15 protein-coding genes are annotated in these 15702 nt (G+C 69.5%); 14 read left to right on the top strand and 1 reads right to left on the bottom strand.

Translation table 11 applies throughout. The features are described from left to right. The first annotated feature begins 327 nt into the window (after positions 1-327). The 3 genes from FXO23_RS36460 (at position 328) to FXO23_RS36450 (ending at position 4047) form a co-directional block, all read left to right on the top strand. A complete protein-coding gene (locus tag FXO23_RS36460; protein WP_158890848.1) occupies positions 328-1701 on the top strand; it encodes an NAD-dependent succinate-semialdehyde dehydrogenase in 1374 nt (457 codons plus the stop codon). Positions 1702-1854: 153 nt separating this feature from the next. Then, the gene (locus tag FXO23_RS36455) at positions 1855-2262 is read left to right on the top strand and encodes a RidA family protein (RefSeq protein ID WP_158890846.1); all 408 of its coding nucleotides are present in this window, start codon (positions 1855-1857) and stop codon (positions 2260-2262) included. 303 nt (positions 2263-2565) lie between these two features. Beyond that, complete coding sequence (locus FXO23_RS36450; RefSeq protein ID WP_158890844.1) at positions 2566-4047, top strand: APC family permease; 1482 nt, start codon at positions 2566-2568, stop codon at positions 4045-4047. A gap of 63 nt (positions 4048-4110) precedes the next feature. Here the strand turns inward: FXO23_RS36450 and FXO23_RS36445 are convergent, their stop codons facing one another. Next, positions 4111-4368 (bottom strand): hypothetical protein, encoded by a 258-nt coding sequence (locus FXO23_RS36445; protein WP_158890842.1) that lies wholly within the window; start codon positions 4366-4368, stop codon positions 4111-4113. A 247-nt stretch (positions 4369-4615) separates the two neighbouring features. Here FXO23_RS36445 and FXO23_RS36440 point away from each other — a divergent pair, with 247 nt between their 5' ends. The 11 genes from FXO23_RS36440 to mftC all read left to right on the top strand — a co-directional run bounded on the left by FXO23_RS36440 (position 4616) and on the right by mftC (position 15699). Continuing rightward, a complete protein-coding gene (locus FXO23_RS36440; protein WP_218952259.1) occupies positions 4616-6886 on the top strand; it encodes a LuxR C-terminal-related transcriptional regulator in 2271 nt (756 codons plus the stop codon). 3 nt (positions 6887-6889) lie between these two features. Then, entirely contained in the window at positions 6890-8296 is a 1407-nt protein-coding gene (locus FXO23_RS36435) for a flavin monoamine oxidase family protein (RefSeq protein WP_343034548.1), read from the top strand. After that, the gene (locus FXO23_RS36430; RefSeq protein ID WP_158890838.1) at positions 8293-9543 is read left to right on the top strand and encodes a flavin monoamine oxidase family protein; all 1251 of its coding nucleotides are present in this window, start codon (positions 8293-8295) and stop codon (positions 9541-9543) included. Before FXO23_RS36435 ends, FXO23_RS36430 begins: the two co-directional genes overlap by 4 nt. Positions 9544-9738: 195 nt before the next feature. After that, complete coding sequence (locus FXO23_RS36425) at positions 9739-10401, top strand: response regulator transcription factor (RefSeq protein WP_158890836.1); 663 nt, start codon at positions 9739-9741, stop codon at positions 10399-10401. 35 nt (positions 10402-10436) lie between these two features. Next, positions 10437-10640: a ferredoxin gene (locus tag FXO23_RS36420; protein WP_158890834.1), complete on the top strand. Its 204-nt coding sequence runs from the start codon at positions 10437-10439 to the stop codon at positions 10638-10640. Positions 10641-10644: 4 nt separating this feature from the next. Then, the gene (locus FXO23_RS36415; RefSeq protein WP_158890832.1) at positions 10645-11823 is read left to right on the top strand and encodes an NAD(P)/FAD-dependent oxidoreductase; all 1179 of its coding nucleotides are present in this window, start codon (positions 10645-10647) and stop codon (positions 11821-11823) included. Between the two features lies 1 nt (position 11824). Then, a complete protein-coding gene (locus tag FXO23_RS36410; protein WP_158890830.1) occupies positions 11825-12247 on the top strand; it encodes an acyl-CoA thioesterase in 423 nt (140 codons plus the stop codon). Beyond that, positions 12244-14079 carry an acyl-CoA dehydrogenase gene (locus tag FXO23_RS36405; protein WP_246258236.1) on the top strand — a complete coding sequence of 612 codons (1836 nt, stop codon included), beginning with the start codon at positions 12244-12246 and terminating at the stop codon, positions 14077-14079. The genes FXO23_RS36410 and FXO23_RS36405 overlap by 4 nt, the downstream gene beginning before the upstream one ends. A 48-nt stretch (positions 14080-14127) precedes the next feature. Then, entirely contained in the window at positions 14128-14244 is a 117-nt protein-coding gene (gene mftA / locus FXO23_RS36400; RefSeq protein ID WP_158890828.1) for a mycofactocin precursor MftA, read from the top strand. Beyond that, entirely contained in the window at positions 14234-14521 is a 288-nt protein-coding gene (gene mftB, locus FXO23_RS36395) for a mycofactocin biosynthesis chaperone MftB (RefSeq protein WP_158890826.1), read from the top strand. Before mftA ends, mftB begins: the two co-directional genes overlap by 11 nt. Next, complete coding sequence (mftC, locus tag FXO23_RS36390; RefSeq protein WP_158890824.1) at positions 14521-15699, top strand: mycofactocin radical SAM maturase; 1179 nt, start codon at positions 14521-14523, stop codon at positions 15697-15699. Before mftB ends, mftC begins: the two co-directional genes overlap by 1 nt. Positions 15700-15702 lie beyond the last annotated feature (3 nt).

The raw sequence follows: 15702 nt of genomic DNA, 5'->3' as shown, positions 1-15702 counted from the left end.
CAGCAGGCTCAACCCAGCGAACCCGGCGTGCCAGGACCACTCACAACATCGTCGCCCTTTTTGCCCGCCGAGACGCCCACCGGGATGCGCGTGTGCCGCCGGACGCCCCGGATGGGGTGTTCACGTGTCCTCGAGGCCGTCGAGCAGGCCGCCTTGCTGACTGATGCGAACGGTTTGGCCGGGAGCTTTGTATGCACTGTCCGGACCGAGGTCACCGGCTGGACCTCCCCCTGATGGGCTGTCCATGAGGCGTGTCGAGCCGCGCCACCAGGGAGCGGGGCGAAGGTACCTCCTGGACTGCTGTCAGCACGACCGAGGAAGGCTCTCATGAGCGCATATGCCGTGATCGATCCCAGCACGGGGGAGAAGGTCAAGGAGTATCCGACGACCAGCGACGCCGAGCTGCGTGCAGCCGTTGAACGCGCGGCCGGTGCGTACCGCGGCTGGGGCCGCTCGTCGTCTCCGGCCGATCGTGCGGCGTTGGTGCGCCGGGTCGGGGAACTCCACACTGAGCGGCGTGCCGAGCTGGCCCGGATCATCGGGCGTGAGATGGGCAAGCCGGTCGCGCAGGCGCTCGGCGAGGTGGAATTTTGCGCGGCGATCTACGCGTACTACGCGGACAACGCCGAGCAGATGCTGGCGGACGAGCCGATCGAGCTGCTCGCGGGCGAGGGTTCGGCGGTCGTCCGGCGCTCGCCGGTCGGCGTGTTGCTCGGAGTCATGCCGTGGAACTACCCGTACTACCAGGTGGCGCGGTTCGTCGCGCCGAACCTGGTGCTCGGCAACACCGTCTTGCTCAAGCACGCGGCCCAGTGCCCGGAGTCGAGCGCGGCCTTGGCCCGGTTGTTCGCCGATGCGGGTTTCCCCGAAGGTGCTTACGAAAACCTTTACGCCACCTACGGACAGCTGGAGTGGGTCATCGCCGACTTGCGCGTGATGGGCGCTTCGGTCACCGGCTCGGAGCGCGCGGGCGCTTCCGTCGCGGAGATCGCTGGCCGCCACCTGAAGAAGGTCGTGCTCGAACTCGGCGGAGCGGATCCGTTCATCGTGCTGAGTACCGACGACCTCGACGCGACGGTGGAGGCCGCGCTGGCCGTGCGCTTCTACGAGAACGCCGGGCAGATTTGCTGCGGCGCCAAGCGGTTCATCATCGTGGATGAGCTCTACGACGCCTTTCTCGAGAAGATGACCGCGGCGCTGGCGCAGCTGAAACCTGGCGATCCGCAGGCCGAGGACACGGCGCTGGGGCCGGTGTCGTCGAAGGCCGCGGCGGAGCATTTGGAGGATCAGCTGCGGCGTGCCGTCGAGGGCGGCGCCAAGGTCGCTTTGGGTGGCAGCCGGGACGGCGCGTTCTTCGAGCCCACGGTCCTGGTGGATATCAGCCCGGAGAACGAAGCCGCGAAAGAGGAGTTCTTCGGCCCCTTCGCGCACGTCTACCGCGTCGGTTCCGAGGAAGAGGCGATCGAGATGGCCAACGACAGCCCGTACGGGCTCGGCGCGTATCTGTTCACGACCGATTCCGCGCAGGCGGAGCGTGTCGCGGACCGCATCGAGGCCGGGATGGTGTACGTCAACATCGTCGGCGCGGAAAGTCCGGAGTTGCCCTTCGGCGGCATCAAGCGATCCGGCTTCGGCCGGGAACTCGGGCGCTACGGCGTCGACGAATTCGCCAACCGGAAACTGATCCGCATCGGCGGCTGAACCCGCTTCCGAGCCGGTGCCGATCGCCGCCATCCCGTGCCTGCCGGATGGCGGTGATCGGCGTTTCCCAGGCGGGCCCCGGGCATCCCCCGGCCGGGCAGAGAAGCGGCCACGTGGCCGCCCGTACCGGGGCGGGTCGGCGAGGCTCTGCGCATGGTGACGCGAAAGATCAACCCCAGCACCCTCCCGAAGCCGCACGGGCACGCCCAGATCATCGTGGCGAGCGGCGGGACCCTCGTCTTCACCTCCGGCCAGGTCGCCATCGACCCGGACGAGAAGCTGATCGGCGACGGACCCGACTACCGCGCCCAAGCACGTCAGACGGCGGAGAACGTCTACGCGGCGGTGGCCGCGGCCGGGCTCACCCCGGCGGACATCGTCCGCCTCACCATCTACGTCGTCGACCCCGCCCCGGAAAACCTCGAAGAGCTGTACGTGGGGCTCGGCGAGGCCGGCGCGGCGGCCGGGGCGAAATCCACCGCGATGACGTTGATCGGCGTCACCGGCCTGTCCTTCCCCGGCGCGGTGGTCGAAATGGACGCTACCGCGATCGGCGAGTAACGAGAACGGAACACGACAGTGACGTCGCCGCGCTGAGCATGCCGAGCCCGAGCCGGTAGAACCGGGTTGCGTCGCGCGCGGCTCGTCACGGTCCATGGACGAGCACTTCGTCCACTTCGGACGATTTGGCGAGCGCAAGAACGTTTTCGCCCGTTTCCCGCACTCCGGACATCCCCCAGCCGGGTACCGGTTTCGGCGGACGTGGCCGATCGCCGTACCGCGGCCTACAGTCCGGCGCACTTTGGCCCTGTCCGGCCATTTCCGAGAGAGACCGGTGGTAGTCCCGAGATCGGAGATCCCGTCGTGAACAGTCCTTCCGCCCGCAAACAGCCGTCACCACCCGCCCCGTTCCCCGAACCTTCGGCGCGTCTCGAGGGAAACCTCGGCACCGGAGGTCTCGTCCTCACCGCACTGGCCCTCAACGCCCCGCTGGCGTTGATGGCAGGCTTCCTCCCGGTCGAGATCGGCCTCGGGCTCGGCGCCGCCACGCCCGTGGTGTACCTGGTGGTCATGCTGCTCATGCTCCTTTTCGCCGTGGGGGTCGTGACCATGGCGCGGCACCTGAAGCAGCCCGGCGCGTTCTACACCTACATCACGGCGGGGCTGGGGCGGATGACCGGTCTCGGCGCGGGTTTCGTCGCGCTCACCGGCTACGTCCTGCTGGGTGCCGGTTCGTACGTGTTCACCGGGATCCTGACCGGTGAGCTCGTGCACGGCTTCCTGCACGGGCCCGACCTGCCGTGGTGGGTCTGGGCGGCCGTGGTGTGGGCCGTGGTCTCGGCGCTGAGCCTGTTCAACATCGACGTGTCCACGACGGTGCTCGGAGTGTTCCTGTGCGTCGAGGTGGTGATCGTGCTGCTCTGGGACGCCCTGGTCTTCGGTGACGGTGGCCCGCAGGGCCGGGGGCTGGACCTGACCGCGCAACTGGGCAGCGGGTCGGTCGGTACCGCGTTGCTGTTCGGGGTCGCGAGCCTGGCCGGCTTCGAGTCGCTCCAGGTGTTCCGCGCGGAAACGCGGAATCCACTTCGGACGATCCCGCGGGCGAGCTACCTGACCGTCGCCCTGCTCGGCGGCTTCTACGCGGTCGGCTCGTGGGCCTACCTGGTGGCTTTCGGCACCGACGCGGCGGTGGCGAGCGCGGCCGCTCCGGCGGAGAGTTTTCTCGGCAGTCTCGCCCAGTACGCCGGGACAGCGGTCCGGGACATCGCCAACGTCATGCTCGTGACCAGCGCGGTGGCGTCGCTGCTGGCCGTCCAGAACATCGCGTCCCGCTATGTCTTCGCCCTGGGGCGGGACGGTGTGCTGCCCGCTTGGCTCGGGCGGGTCCACCGCAGGCACCACGCCCCGACACGGGCGGCCGGGACCATCGCACTCGCGGTGTTCGTGGTCATGGTGCTCGCGGCGGTCCTGCGCCTGGACCCGGTGGCCTCGTACGTGGCGATGTCCGGGCTCGGCCTGTGGGCGCTGATCGCGTTGATGTTCGTCACCGCGCTCGCGATCGTGGTCTACTTCCGGCGGAACCGGGGGCTGGAGAACTCGTTCTGGAAGTCCCGGGTGGCGCCGGTCCTCGCCTTCCTCGGCTTCGGCTTCGTCGTGGCCGAGGCGACCATGCACAGCGACGTGCTGATGGGCGGCAGCCGTGCGCTCGCGACCTGGTGCGTCGTGGTCGTCGTGGCCATCGGCGCCGGGGGCATGGTGTACGCCCGCTGGCTGCGGCAGCGTCGGCCGCGGACCTGGCTGCGCATCGGCGCACAGGACGACCCCGAACTCGAACCGGTCGAGTAGCGAGCAGCCGGTGAGACGGCTGGCGGACGGGCACAGCTTGTCCGCCAGCCGCCGCCGTTTCGATCACCGCACGTCCGCTCGGCGGCTCGGAATCGCGCCGTATCGAAACCCTGGAGGCACGATGATGCAGCCGTGCATGTGCCTGTGCACACCCCTCGGGCACAGCCCCACTGTCTGCGCGGTCAGCGCCGCGCCGGGGATGTCCGTTCCCTGGCCGGATTCGCCGGACGAGCGGGGAGTCCCGAGCTGCCCGCCCTGCCGGGCCGCCCTGCGCCGCTCGCGGTACCACGAGCCCACGGCGTCCGCCCGGACGACAGCCACCGGCTGACCTGCGTATCTACTGTGGACGCCCGTTGCCCGGCGCCGCGGACCGGCTCGGCCCCCGCGCGGGTTAGGAGTGTGATTTTCTCACTGTGGACGGAGCTGGACACCTGGTGCCCGATCGAGTGCGGCCCGGTTCCCCTGCTGGTGGCGATCCCGGAACGGCGGAACTAGCATGATCTTCGCCCCGGTCGTCGACGCCCGCAGGAAACCGATGGCTCCACCGTCAGGGAGAACGCCGACCACCGTGCCGGCGGATCTCACGAGCTTCGTGGGCCGTCGGCACGACGTCGTCGCGGTCCGGCAGTTGCTCGCCACCGCCCGCCTGGTCACCCTCAGCGGGATCGGCGGGGTGGGCAAGACCCGCCTCGCCTACCGCGTGGCCGCCGACGCCAGGCGAGCCTTCCCCGACGGAGTCTGCCTGGTCGAGCTGGCGGCGCTGGAGGATCCGGCTCTGCTGCCGCACACCGTGCTGGACGCGCTGGCCGTTCGCGAGCAATCGAGTCGTGAACCCGTCGAGGTACTGTGCGAGCATCTTCGTGCCTCCCGGACGCTGGTGGTCCTCGACAACTGCGAGCATCTGGTGGCCGCGGTCGCCGACTTGGCGGACGCGGTGCTGCGAGCGGCACCTGACGTGCGGATCCTCGCCACCAGCAGGCAGTCGCTCCAGATCACCGGTGAGCACGTCTACGCCGTCGCGCCGTTGCCCGTGCCGGATGCCGACGAGCCGTTCCGGCCGGGCACCGCGACCCAGTACCCGGCGGTCGCGCTGCTGGTGGAACGGGCCGCGGCCGCGGTGCCCGGGTTCGCGCTGACCGCGGACAACGAGGCGGCGGTCGTTCGCCTGTGCCGACGGCTGGAAGGGATTCCCCTGGCGATCGAGCTGGCCGCGGTGCGGTTGCGGGTGCTTTCGGTCGACGACCTCCTGCGCCGTCTCGACGACCGGTTCGCGTTGCTGCGGGAGAGGACCCGGAACCTGCCGGAGCGGCACCAGACATTGCAGGCGCTCATCGACTGGAGTCACGACCTGTGCACGCCGGCCGAGCGGGCGCTGTGGGCGAGGGCGTCCGTCTTCGCCGGTGGATGCGGCATCGAAGCGCTCGAAGCGGTGTGCGCGGACGAAAGCCTGCCGGCGGAGGTCGTGCTCGACACTGTCGCCGGGTTGCTGGACAAGTCGATCTTCACCCGGGAGGCGCACACCGGACACGCTCGCTTTCGCATGCTCGAAACCGTCCGGGCCTACGGGCAGGCCCAGCTCGCCGCGGCCGGTGAGGAGGCGGTGCTGGAGCGGCGGCACCGGGATTGGTGCCTGCGGCTCTTCGAGGTGGCGGGCGACGAATGGGTCGGGCCCCGGCAGCAGGAGTGGACGGACCGGCTCTTGCTGGAGCACGCGAATCTGCGGCGCGCGCTGGAGTATTCCGTTTCGCAGCCCGGTGAAGCGCGCGTCGCCCTGCGCCTGTCCGCGATGCCGTGGTTCTGGGGCGCGATCGCGTCGCTGGCCGAGGGCAAGCTCTGGCTGGACCGCGCGCTGGCGCTCGACGGCGAACCGAGCCACGAGCGGGCGTGGGCGCTCGCGACCGTCGGGTACCTCGCCGCCTTCCTCGGCGACGGGAACGCGCTCGCGACGTTCCCGGAGCGGGCCCATGACCTGGCCCGGCAACTCGACGACACGGCGGCGCTCGCGTACGCCACGCACGTGATGGGCATGCGCCAAGCGCTCAGCCCCGACCCCGCCAGCGCCATCCCGCTGTTCACCGAGGCACTGGAGCTGTACGAGCGGGCCGAGGTGCAGCCCCAGTACTCGGACAGCCTCCGGATCGAACTGGGGGCTACGTACATCTTCGCGGGAGACGTCGACGCGGCCGCGCTCGTCCTCGACGAGTTGTTCGAACACTGCTCCGCGAACGGCGACCAGTGGAACCTCTCCTACGCGTTGTGGGGGAAGGGTTTCGTGGAACTGCTCCGAGGAGAGCACGACCGGGCGGAAGCCGATCTGTGCGAGGCACTGAAGATCAAACGCGTCGTCCATGACACCTTGGGCATGGCTTTCGCGCTCGAAGTGCTGGCGTGGACGGCGGTGGTCAAAAGCGAGACCAAGCGGGCGGCAATCTTGTTCGGGGGAGCCGAAAAGCTGTGGCAGGGCATCGGCGCACGACAATTCGACGGGCAGCGGAAGAAATACGAATCCCTCGCGCGGAAACAAGCAGGCGACGCGGCGTTCGACGCGGCGTTCGAACAGGGCATCGCGCTGCCCGTCGAAGAACTGCTCGCGCTCGCCTTGCGCGAACGTGTCCAGAAGGCACCGGAATCCGCGCCGCGCGCGGCCGCGCTGACGCGGCGTCAACGCGAGGTCGCCGAACTGGTCGCCGCTGGACTGTCGAACAAGGAAATCGCCAAAAAACTGGTGATCTCCCTGCGCACCGCGGAGGGACATGTGGAAAGCATTCTGACGAAACTCGATTTCACCACGCGGACCCAGATCGCGAGCTGGTTCGTGCGCCAATCGGCGAACACCTAGCCGATCATCCCCCAGCCGGGCAGAACGGCCCGCGCACCACCGGGATCGCGGTGTGCCGCCGATGATGCTGACCGTATGACTTTGACGAACCGCGAGGGTGGTTCCGTTCTGGTGATCGGCGCCGGTCTTTCCGGCCTCACCGCCGCCAAAGCGCTCGCCGAGGCCGGTACGGACGTCACCGTTCTCGAAGCGCGCGATCGTGTCGGCGGACGCACTTACAGTGTGCGCGAAGGCTTTACCGACGGACAGCACTGCGACCTCGGGGCGGAGCTCATCCCGCCGGACTACCGGACACTGGCCGGTCTCTGCGAGGAGATCGGTGTACCCCTGTCGGAGGAGATCTGGTTCGAGCGCCCGGACACGTCGCCGGAGGAGACTCCGCTGGAAGGTTACCTCGCCGAAGGACGGATCATCGTCGGCGGCGAATTGCTCACCGGGAAGCGATTCACCGCGGTTGCCGACGAGATCCGCGCCGCGCTCCGGGAATCGCCACCGGTGGCGCACGAGGTGATCGAGCAGTGGTCACGCCGGGCGCGGTTGTCCGCCGCGGCCCGAGGCGCGCTGGCCGGGATCGCGCGGATGCCGGTGCAGTCCGACCCGTTCCAGGTCGACGCCCACTACCTCACCTCGGGCCATGTCGGTGCCATCCGCCGCGTCGTGGGCGGGAGCCAGCGGCTGGCCGATCGGCTCGCTCGCGAGGTGAAGGTCCGCCTGCGGGCACCCGTGCGGGCGATCCGCCTGCCGGGCGGCCGGGTCCACGTCGAGCTGGAGGACGGTGAGCAACTCGCCGCGGACCGGGTCGTCGTGACCGTGCCGCCCTTCGTCCTGCCAACCATCGGGTTCGACCCGCCGCTCCCGGCGTCGCACCTGGGCGCGCTCACGTCGTTGCAACGGTGCGCGGGCGGCAAGGTGGTCGGGCAGTACGCGGAAGGTGACGCCGTGCGCGAGGCGATCGCCCACGCCGTCTTCTCCGACGGCCCGGTCAACACGATCTGGGTGAGCAACCCCTACGTGACCACCGGCCCGGCGGTCGTGAGCGGCTTCCTCTGCGGCACCCAGCGGCATCTGCTCGAGTCCGCCGACAGGGCGGTCGGCGCGCTGGACGTCCTGGTCCGCACGGCAGTTGGTGGCCCGGTCACCCGGCTCGCGAACCGGTGCAAGAACTGGACATCGGACCCACTCGCGCTGGGCATGGGCGCCATGCCCAGCTTCGGCGTCCGCGCCCCGCTCGCCGCGCTGTTCACGACCCTCCAGCGCCGCGTGCACTTCGCCGGCGACTACACCGACGTCGGCTTCTGCGGAACCATGGAGGGCGCGATCCGCTCCGGCCTGCGGGCTGCCGACCAGGTTCTCCGCCAGCCCCTCCGGTTTTCGCCGGACGCCATCGATTCGGAGTTGGTCCGAGCATGAGCACGATCGTCATCGGCGCGGGCCTGGCCGGTCTCGCCGCGGCACGCAAACTACGCCGCGCCGGCCAGGACGTGGTCGTCCTCGAAGCACAGTCGCACGTCGGAGGCCGCACACGGACGGTGCGCGACCGGTTGCGGCACGGACAGCCCGCAGACCTCGGCGGCTCCTTCATCGACGTCGGTCAGGACAAGATCCTGCGGGCCTGTGCCGAACTCGGGATCTGCCTGACACCCCGGCTGTCGCTGTTCCCGTCCGATCCGGACGGACGGCGCACGGCCGCGTCCCCGTTGCGCGTCACCATGGTGCTGGACGGACGGCTCCTTCCCGAACCGGAACGCGACAAGATCGCCGACGAAGTCCGCGCGGCGATCGACGCGAGCCCGCCGTCGCCCGCCGAAACCCTCTCGGCGTGGGCGGCGCGCGCGGGCCTGTCCCCGGCGGCCCGGCGGATATTCTGCGCGCAGGCCGGATACAACCCCGTGCACGAGGCCGCTCAGGTCCCGATGTCGATGGTGGAACCGCCGCACGTGGGCAAGATCTGCTGGATGCTCGCCGACGGCACCGACTCCCTCGCTACGGCGATGGCCACGGGACTTGACGTCCGCTTGGGACAGCCGGTCCGGCTCGTTCGCCGTGAGCGTGGCCGGTTGACGGTGGAGACCGATCACGACGCCTTCACCGCGCGCGATGTCATCGTCGCGACCCCGGTGACTCCCACGCTGCGGATCGGCTTCGACCCGGTACTGCCCGAATGGAAGATCAACGCGCTCCTGGCCACGCCGATGAGTCAAGGGGGCAAGGCGATCGCGCAATACACGCACGGCTCCGAGATCGTCGCGCGCCTGGGCCTGGCGGCGGCGAGCGACGGACCGATCGCCCTGCTCTGGGCCCGGCCGCCCGGCCCGGCGGACACCGTCGTGGTGCATGGCCTGGTCCCGGACCGGGGGGACGGCGCGCTGCGCGACGAGGAGTCCTTGCTCGAAACCATGGACAAGCTGGTGCGTGCGGCGACAGGAACCGATCCCGAACGCCTCGGCGGCATCGTCCAGGACTGGACCCGCGAGGAGTACGCCGGCGGCGTGGTGTCGATGCCGTGGGGCGATCACCCCCGGCTGCCCCGTCTGCTCGCCCAGCGGGTCGGCCCGATTCACTTCGCGGGCGAGCACACCGCGGACCTGTGGGAGACGAGCATGGACGGTGCCCTGCGCTCCGGGGAACGCGCGGCGGACGAGGTCACGCGACGGTGAACAGGTACCGGTACACGTAGTTCCCCGGGTGTAGCGCACGTCACGGGCGATCAGGCTGCACAGCACAGATCACGCCATGCCGAACGGGAGGTGCCGGAAGAGGGAACCGTGTGTGAACCTCTTTCGCGTCTTTGGCCGGAGCAGGACCGGCGGGTGGCTCGGTGTGACCGTTCGACGAAGAGCGGAGGTGCCCTGATGACAGTGGTGGCAGTGGAGAGGATCGCTCCCCCCGGTGGGGTCCGGACCGTCCTGGAGGACCGGTGCCAGTTACAGCGGGTGCTGGTCGTCGAGGAACACGAACTGCTGCAGGCGGGATTGCGTGCCGTGTTGCTGGACGAGCCGTGGGTGGCGTCGTGCCTCGGGGCGGGTACGGCGGAGATGGCATGGCAGGTGGCGCGGCGGCACCAGCCGCAGCTCGTGCTGGTGAGCACGTCGCTGGGCGGCCGGTCGGGCCTGCAGCTGTGCCGGGAGTTCAAAGCCCGGATGCCGCACATGCGGGTCGTGCTGATGTCGGGAGAGGGACGGGTGTCGGCGGCGCTGGCGCTGGTGCACGGCGCCGTGGCGGCGTTGCCGAAACAACTGCCGACCGCGGCGCTCGTCGCGGCGGTGAAGCGCGTCGCGGAGGGCGCGCGAGTCTTCCCCAAGGAAACCGTGCCCATGCCGGTCCAGCTCTCGAAACGCGAACTGGACGTCTTGCGTCACCTCGTCTCGGGCTTGAGCAATCCGGAAGTGGCGGCGTCGCTGAACCTGTCCCGGCACACGGTCAAACAGCACACGAGCGCGGTGTACCGCAAGCTCGGCGTCCGCAACCGTGCCCAGGCCGCCAGCCGCGCGCAGGAGCTGGGACTGGTCGCGTGAAGCACAGTGCAACGAATCGACAAGGAGAAACCGTGATGGCGCTGAAGATCACCGTCGATCTTGAAAACTGCAAGGGATACGCCTGCTGCATGATGGAATCGCCGAACCTCTTCGACATCGACGACGCGTCCGGCAAGGCGATCTTGCTGCAGGAGCACCCCGCGGACGAGCAGCGCGACGAGGCCGAGCGCGCGGTGCGTTCCTGCCCGGCCAACGTGATCGTGCTCGAGAACGGCTGAAGCGATGCGCCAGGTCGTGATAGTGGGCGCCTCGCTGGCCGCGGTCCACGCGATCGAAGGGTTGCGGGGCAACGGTTTCCAGGGCGACATCACGCTCGTCGGTGCCGAGACGGAGCTGCCGTACGACCGGCCGCCCTTGTCGAAGGAAGCGTTGCTGGCGGGGCCGGATCGGGAAAAACTCAGGCTGAAGGAGCCGGACTGGTATGCGGCCCATGGCGTCCGGCTGTGCCTCGGCACCGCCGCGGCAGGGCTGGACACCACGGCACGCGAGGTGGTTCTCGAAGATGACCGCAGGTTGACCTACGACGGTCTCGTCATCGCGACCGGCTCCGCGGCTCGCTCGCTCGGCAGCCTGGCAGGGCTCGGGCGTGTGCACGCGCTGAGGTCCATTTCGGACACCGCCCGGCTGCGCGAGGAACTGGTGCCCGGCAGGCATCTCGTGGTGATCGGTGCCGGATTCATCGGGCTGGAGGTGGCGGCGACCGCGCGTCGGCTCGGGCTGGACGTGTCCGTGGTGGAGCTTGCGCCGGTCCCACTGACACGTGTCCTCGGTGACGAGGCCGGTGGCTGGTTCCGGGACTACCACGCGGAAAACGGCGTCGAGCTGTACTGCGGCACGGCGCTGGACCACGTCGAAGAATCCGACGGCGGTACCAAGCTGACCCTGCGGGACGGCACGGTGCTCGCCGCGGATGTGGTGGTGGCCGGGGTCGGCGCCGCTCCTGCGACGGGCTGGCTCGAAGGCAGCGGGGTGCGGGTGTCCGACGGGGTGGTGTGCGACAGCAGCCTGCGGACGTCGGTTCCCGGTGTTGTGGCGGCGGGTGACGTCGCGCGCTGGCACAACCCGTTGTTCGGTGAACAGCTGCGGGTCGAGCAGTGGCTCAACGCGGTCGAGCAGGGGAGCCACGCGGCGCGGAGCCTGCTCGGCGAGACCGGGGCGTTCGCGCCCGTGCCGTACTTCTGGTCCGATCAGTTCGAGGCGAAGGTGCGGTTCGTGGGCCGCGCCGACGGAGCGGACCGCGTCGAGGTCAGGCAGACCGGTGACGCGTCGATGACGGCCTTGTTCGGCCGCGACGGTGTGCTCCGCGGCGCGCTCTGCGTCAACGCGCCGCGGTCGCTGGCGCGTTACCGGCAGGCCGTCCTGAATCAGGTTCCGTGGGTCGACGCCGCGGGAGTGGCCTGATATGTGGCAGCGAGAATTTCGCTTACGTCCCAGCGATATCGACGGTCTGGGCCATCTCACCGCGACGGCATACCTGGCGTTGTTCGAGGAGACCCGTGCGGCCTGGATGCTGGAGGCGTTCGATCTGGCCTATCCGGCCTACGTGGTGGCGACCCAGCGCATCGACTATCTGCACGAGGTCAGGCGCGATGACGGCGCTGTCACCGTCGAGCTGGCTGTGCGGGCGATCGGGACATCCAGCTTCGAGGTGGTGGAGACCTTGTCGGTCGCTTCGCGCCCGTGCGCCCGTTCGACGGCCACGCTCGTGATGTGGGATGTGGACCGTCGCCGACCACGGCCGATTGCTCAGGAAGAACGCCCGGCGTTCGAGTCGATCCTCGTGCGGCCACCCGTGAACCTTCGGAACCCAGGAGAGAACCCGTGACCAAGACGGTACTGCAGCGGAAACTCGTGTCCACTTTGGAGTTCATGCTGCACGAATGGCTCGGCGTGACGGCATTGTTCGAGCGGCCTCACTACGCGGAGCACTCCGCGGAAACCGTCGACGACTTGCTGCGCGCGGCCTCGGAGATCGCCGCCGACTGCTTCGAACCGGCGGCGCGCGTGAGCGACCTGGAAGAACCGTTCGTGGACGACGGCAGGGTGCTCCTGCCGAAGGCCACGCACGAGGCGTGGGAGGCCTACCGTTCCTTCGGCTTCCTCTCCGCCGCGCACGACGCCGAACACGGCGGAATGCAGCTGCCCCGGACCGTCGACCTGGCCACCCGCCTGATTTTCACCGCGTCCGGCCCCAACCTCATTCCCTCGATGCTGACCGACGCCAACGCATCACTTCTCCTGGCGCACGGAACTGAGACACAGCAACGGGTTTTCGCGCTCCCGGAGCTGGCCGGCCGATGGACCGGCACGATGTGCCTTTCGGAGCCCCAAGCCGGTTCGTCGCTGTCGGACATCACCACCCGTGCCGTCCCGGACGGCGCCGGGCACGAGACGGACCCGCTCGGCCCGCGCTACCGGATCACCGGGAACAAGATGTGGATCAGCTCGGCCGAGCACGAGCTCACCGAGAACATCGTCCACCTCGTCCTCGCCAAGATCCCGGGAGCGGACGGAGCCGTCGATCCCAGCACGCGCGGGATCTCGCTGTTCATTGTCCCGAAGGTCCTGGTGAACGAGAACGCCGCACCGACCGAGCGCAACGACGTGGCGCTGATCGGCCTGAACCACAAACTCGGCAACCGGGGAATCCCGAACGCGGCGCTGGCCTTCGGCGACGGCACGTACGAGCCGCGTGGCGGGAAGGGGGCGATCGGGTACCTCGTCGGGCGGCCCGGTGACGGCCTGCGCCAGATGTTCCACATGATGAACGCCGCGCGGATCGAAATCGGGCTCGGCGCCGCGGCGGTCGGTTTGGCCGCCTACGCCGTGTCGCTGGACTACGCCAAGGAACGGCGCCAGGGCAGGCACCTGACCGCTCAGGGCAAGGACGCGACGCGGCCGCAGGTGCCCATCATCGAGCACGCCGACGTGAAGCGGATGCTGCTCGCCCAGAAAGCCTACTCCGAGGGAGCCGTCGCGCTCGGGCTGTTCGCGGCTCGCCTCCTGGACGACCAGCGGACCGGATCGGCCGAGGAAGCACGCTCGGCCGGAATGCTGCTGGAACTGCTGACACCGGTCGTGAAGAGCTGGCCGAGCGAATGGTGCCTGGAAGCGAACAACCTCGCGATCCAGGTGCTCGGCGGCGCCGGGTACACCCGGGACTTCCCCGTGGAGATGTACTGGCGTGACCAGCGGATCAACATGATCCACGAGGGTACGCACGGAATCCAGGCGCTCGACCTGCTCGGCCGCAAGGTCCGCGTCGGCGACGGGGCCAACCTGGCGGAGCTGGGGAGGAAGGTGCGGGCCACGGCCGACGCGGCCCGCCAGGCGGGTTTCCCCGGCCACGCGGACGACCTCGCCGCCGGATGGCAGCGAGTGCGCACGGTCACCGACGACGCCTGGTCCACTTCGGACCCGGTGGACGCGCTCGCGAACGCGACACCGTACCTGCAGGGGTTCGGTCATGTCGTGCTCGCCTGGATCCTGCTGGACCTGGCCGTCGCGGCAGCGGGAAGTTCCCACGCCGAAGCGCCGGGGAAGATCGCCGCCATGCGGTATTTCTACGCCTACGAACTCCCGAAGGTGAGTGCCTGGTTCGACGTCGTCGCGCGGCGGGAACCGCTGTGCCGTGACGTGACGGTCGCCGAACTCTGACGGTGGAGCACGCAGAAACGAAATTGTCGAAGTACCCAAGGAGTCACGATGACCGAGAAGATCGCCGAGCCCTCCGCCGCCGTTCCCGACGGCGAGGAGTTCGAAGTGGCCGAGGACCTGCTGGTCGAAGAGGTCTCGATCGACGGGATGTGCGGTGTCTACTGACAGAGCCCCGTTCGACCTCGACGCACCCTGGCGCCTGGACGAACGGGTCGCCGTCCGGCCCGAGCGGTTCGGGGCGTTGCTCTACCACTTCGGCACCCGCCGCCTGTCGTTCCTCAAGAGCCCGGCGCTGCTGGCCGTCGTCCGGTCGCTGGCCGAGCACCCGACCGCCCGCGCCGCGTGCGACGGCGCCGGGATCCGGTCGCCGGAGCTGGCGCGCTACCGCGCCGCGCTGGCCGCACTGGCCGCGTCGCGGATGATCCAGCCGAGGAGGTCCTGATGTCCCTTGTGGACGAATTCCAGTACGGGCTCGAGGCGCCCATCTGCCTCACCTGGGAACTGACCTACGCCTGCAACCTCTCTTGTGTGCACTGCCTTTCCTCCTCGGGACGGCGGGATCCGCGCGAGCTGAGCACCGCCGAGTGCCGGGCGCTGATCGACGAGTTCGAGCGGATGGGGGTCTTCTACGTCAACATCGGGGGCGGCGAGCCCACCGTGCGCCCGGACTTCTGGGAGCTCGTCGGCTACGCCACCGAGCACCACGTCGGGGTCAAGTTCTCCACCAACGGCATCAAGATCACGCCCGGGGTGGCACGCCGCCTGGCGGCGAGCGACTACGTCGACGTCCAGATCTCGCTCGACGGCGCCACCGCCGCGGTCAACGACCACGTCCGCGGCCCGGGTTCGTATGCCACGGCGATCCGGGCGATGGAGCACCTCGCCGAGGCCGGTTTCGCGAACTTCAAGGTCTCCGTGGTGGTCACCCGGCACAACGCCGGGCAGCTCGACGAGTTCAAGGCCATCGCCGATCGGTACGGTGCCCAGCTGCGGATCACCCGGTTGCGCCCGTCCGGCCGCGGCGCGGACGTCTGGGACGAGCTGCACCCGACCGCCGCGCAGCAGCGGGAGCTCTACGACTGGCTGGTGGCGCGCGGCGAGAACGTGCTCACCGGCGACTCGTTCTTCCACCTCGCAGGCTATGGCGACGGCGGGCTGCCCGGCCTGAACCTGTGCGGGGCCGGGCGGGTGGTGTGCCTGGTGGACCCGGTCGGCGACGTCTACGCCTGCCCGTTCGCCATCCATGAGACCTTCCTCGCGGGCAATGTTCGCGACGGCGGTTTCGCCCGGGTGTGGCGGGAATCGGAGCTGTTCACGGAGTTACGCAGCCCGCAGAGCGGCGGCGCGTGCACATCGTGTTCGGCGTTCGACGCGTGCCGGGGTGGCTGTATGGCGGCGAAGTTCTTCACCGGACTTCCGCTGGACGGCCCGGATCCCGAATGCGTCCGCGGTTTCGGCGAGGCCGCACTCGCCTCGGTCACCGCGGGGAGCGTTCCGAAGCCGTCGCTGGATCACTCCCACCGGCGGCGCCCGGTCCCGGTGACCATCGGGATGCGGCGCCCGCCGGAGCGGGCCTGCGACGAGAACCCCCTGGCCGGGTTCACCCCGCGGGGGCGCTGAACC

Source organism: Amycolatopsis anabasis (genome assembly GCF_009765355.1).
Lineage (GTDB): Bacteria > Actinomycetota > Actinomycetes > Mycobacteriales > Pseudonocardiaceae > Amycolatopsis > Amycolatopsis anabasis.
The sequence above is the reverse complement of the archived record's forward strand: the minus strand, read 5'-3'. Positions and strand labels throughout refer to the sequence as shown.

Bases quoted from the DNA above. Each gene is read 5' to 3' on its own strand.
- FXO23_RS36460 (WP_158890848.1), top strand. From the start codon at position 328: ATGAGCGCATATGCCGTGATCGATCCCAGCACGGGGGAGAAGGTCAAG.
- FXO23_RS36455 (WP_158890846.1), top strand. From the start codon at position 1,855: ATGGTGACGCGAAAGATCAACCCCAGCACCCTCCCGAAGCCGCACGGG.
- FXO23_RS36430 (WP_158890838.1), top strand. From the start codon at position 8,293: ATGAGCACGATCGTCATCGGCGCGGGCCTGGCCGGTCTCGCCGCGGCA.
- FXO23_RS36425 (WP_158890836.1), top strand. From the start codon at position 9,739: ATGACAGTGGTGGCAGTGGAGAGGATCGCTCCCCCCGGTGGGGTCCGG.
- FXO23_RS36420 (WP_158890834.1), top strand. From the start codon at position 10,437: ATGGCGCTGAAGATCACCGTCGATCTTGAAAACTGCAAGGGATACGCC.
- FXO23_RS36415 (WP_158890832.1), top strand. From the start codon at position 10,645: ATGCGCCAGGTCGTGATAGTGGGCGCCTCGCTGGCCGCGGTCCACGCG.
- FXO23_RS36410 (WP_158890830.1), top strand. From the start codon at position 11,825: ATGTGGCAGCGAGAATTTCGCTTACGTCCCAGCGATATCGACGGTCTG.
- mftA (WP_158890828.1), top strand. From the start codon at position 14,128: ATGACCGAGAAGATCGCCGAGCCCTCCGCCGCCGTTCCCGACGGCGAG.
- mftC (WP_158890824.1), top strand. From the start codon at position 14,521: ATGTCCCTTGTGGACGAATTCCAGTACGGGCTCGAGGCGCCCATCTGC.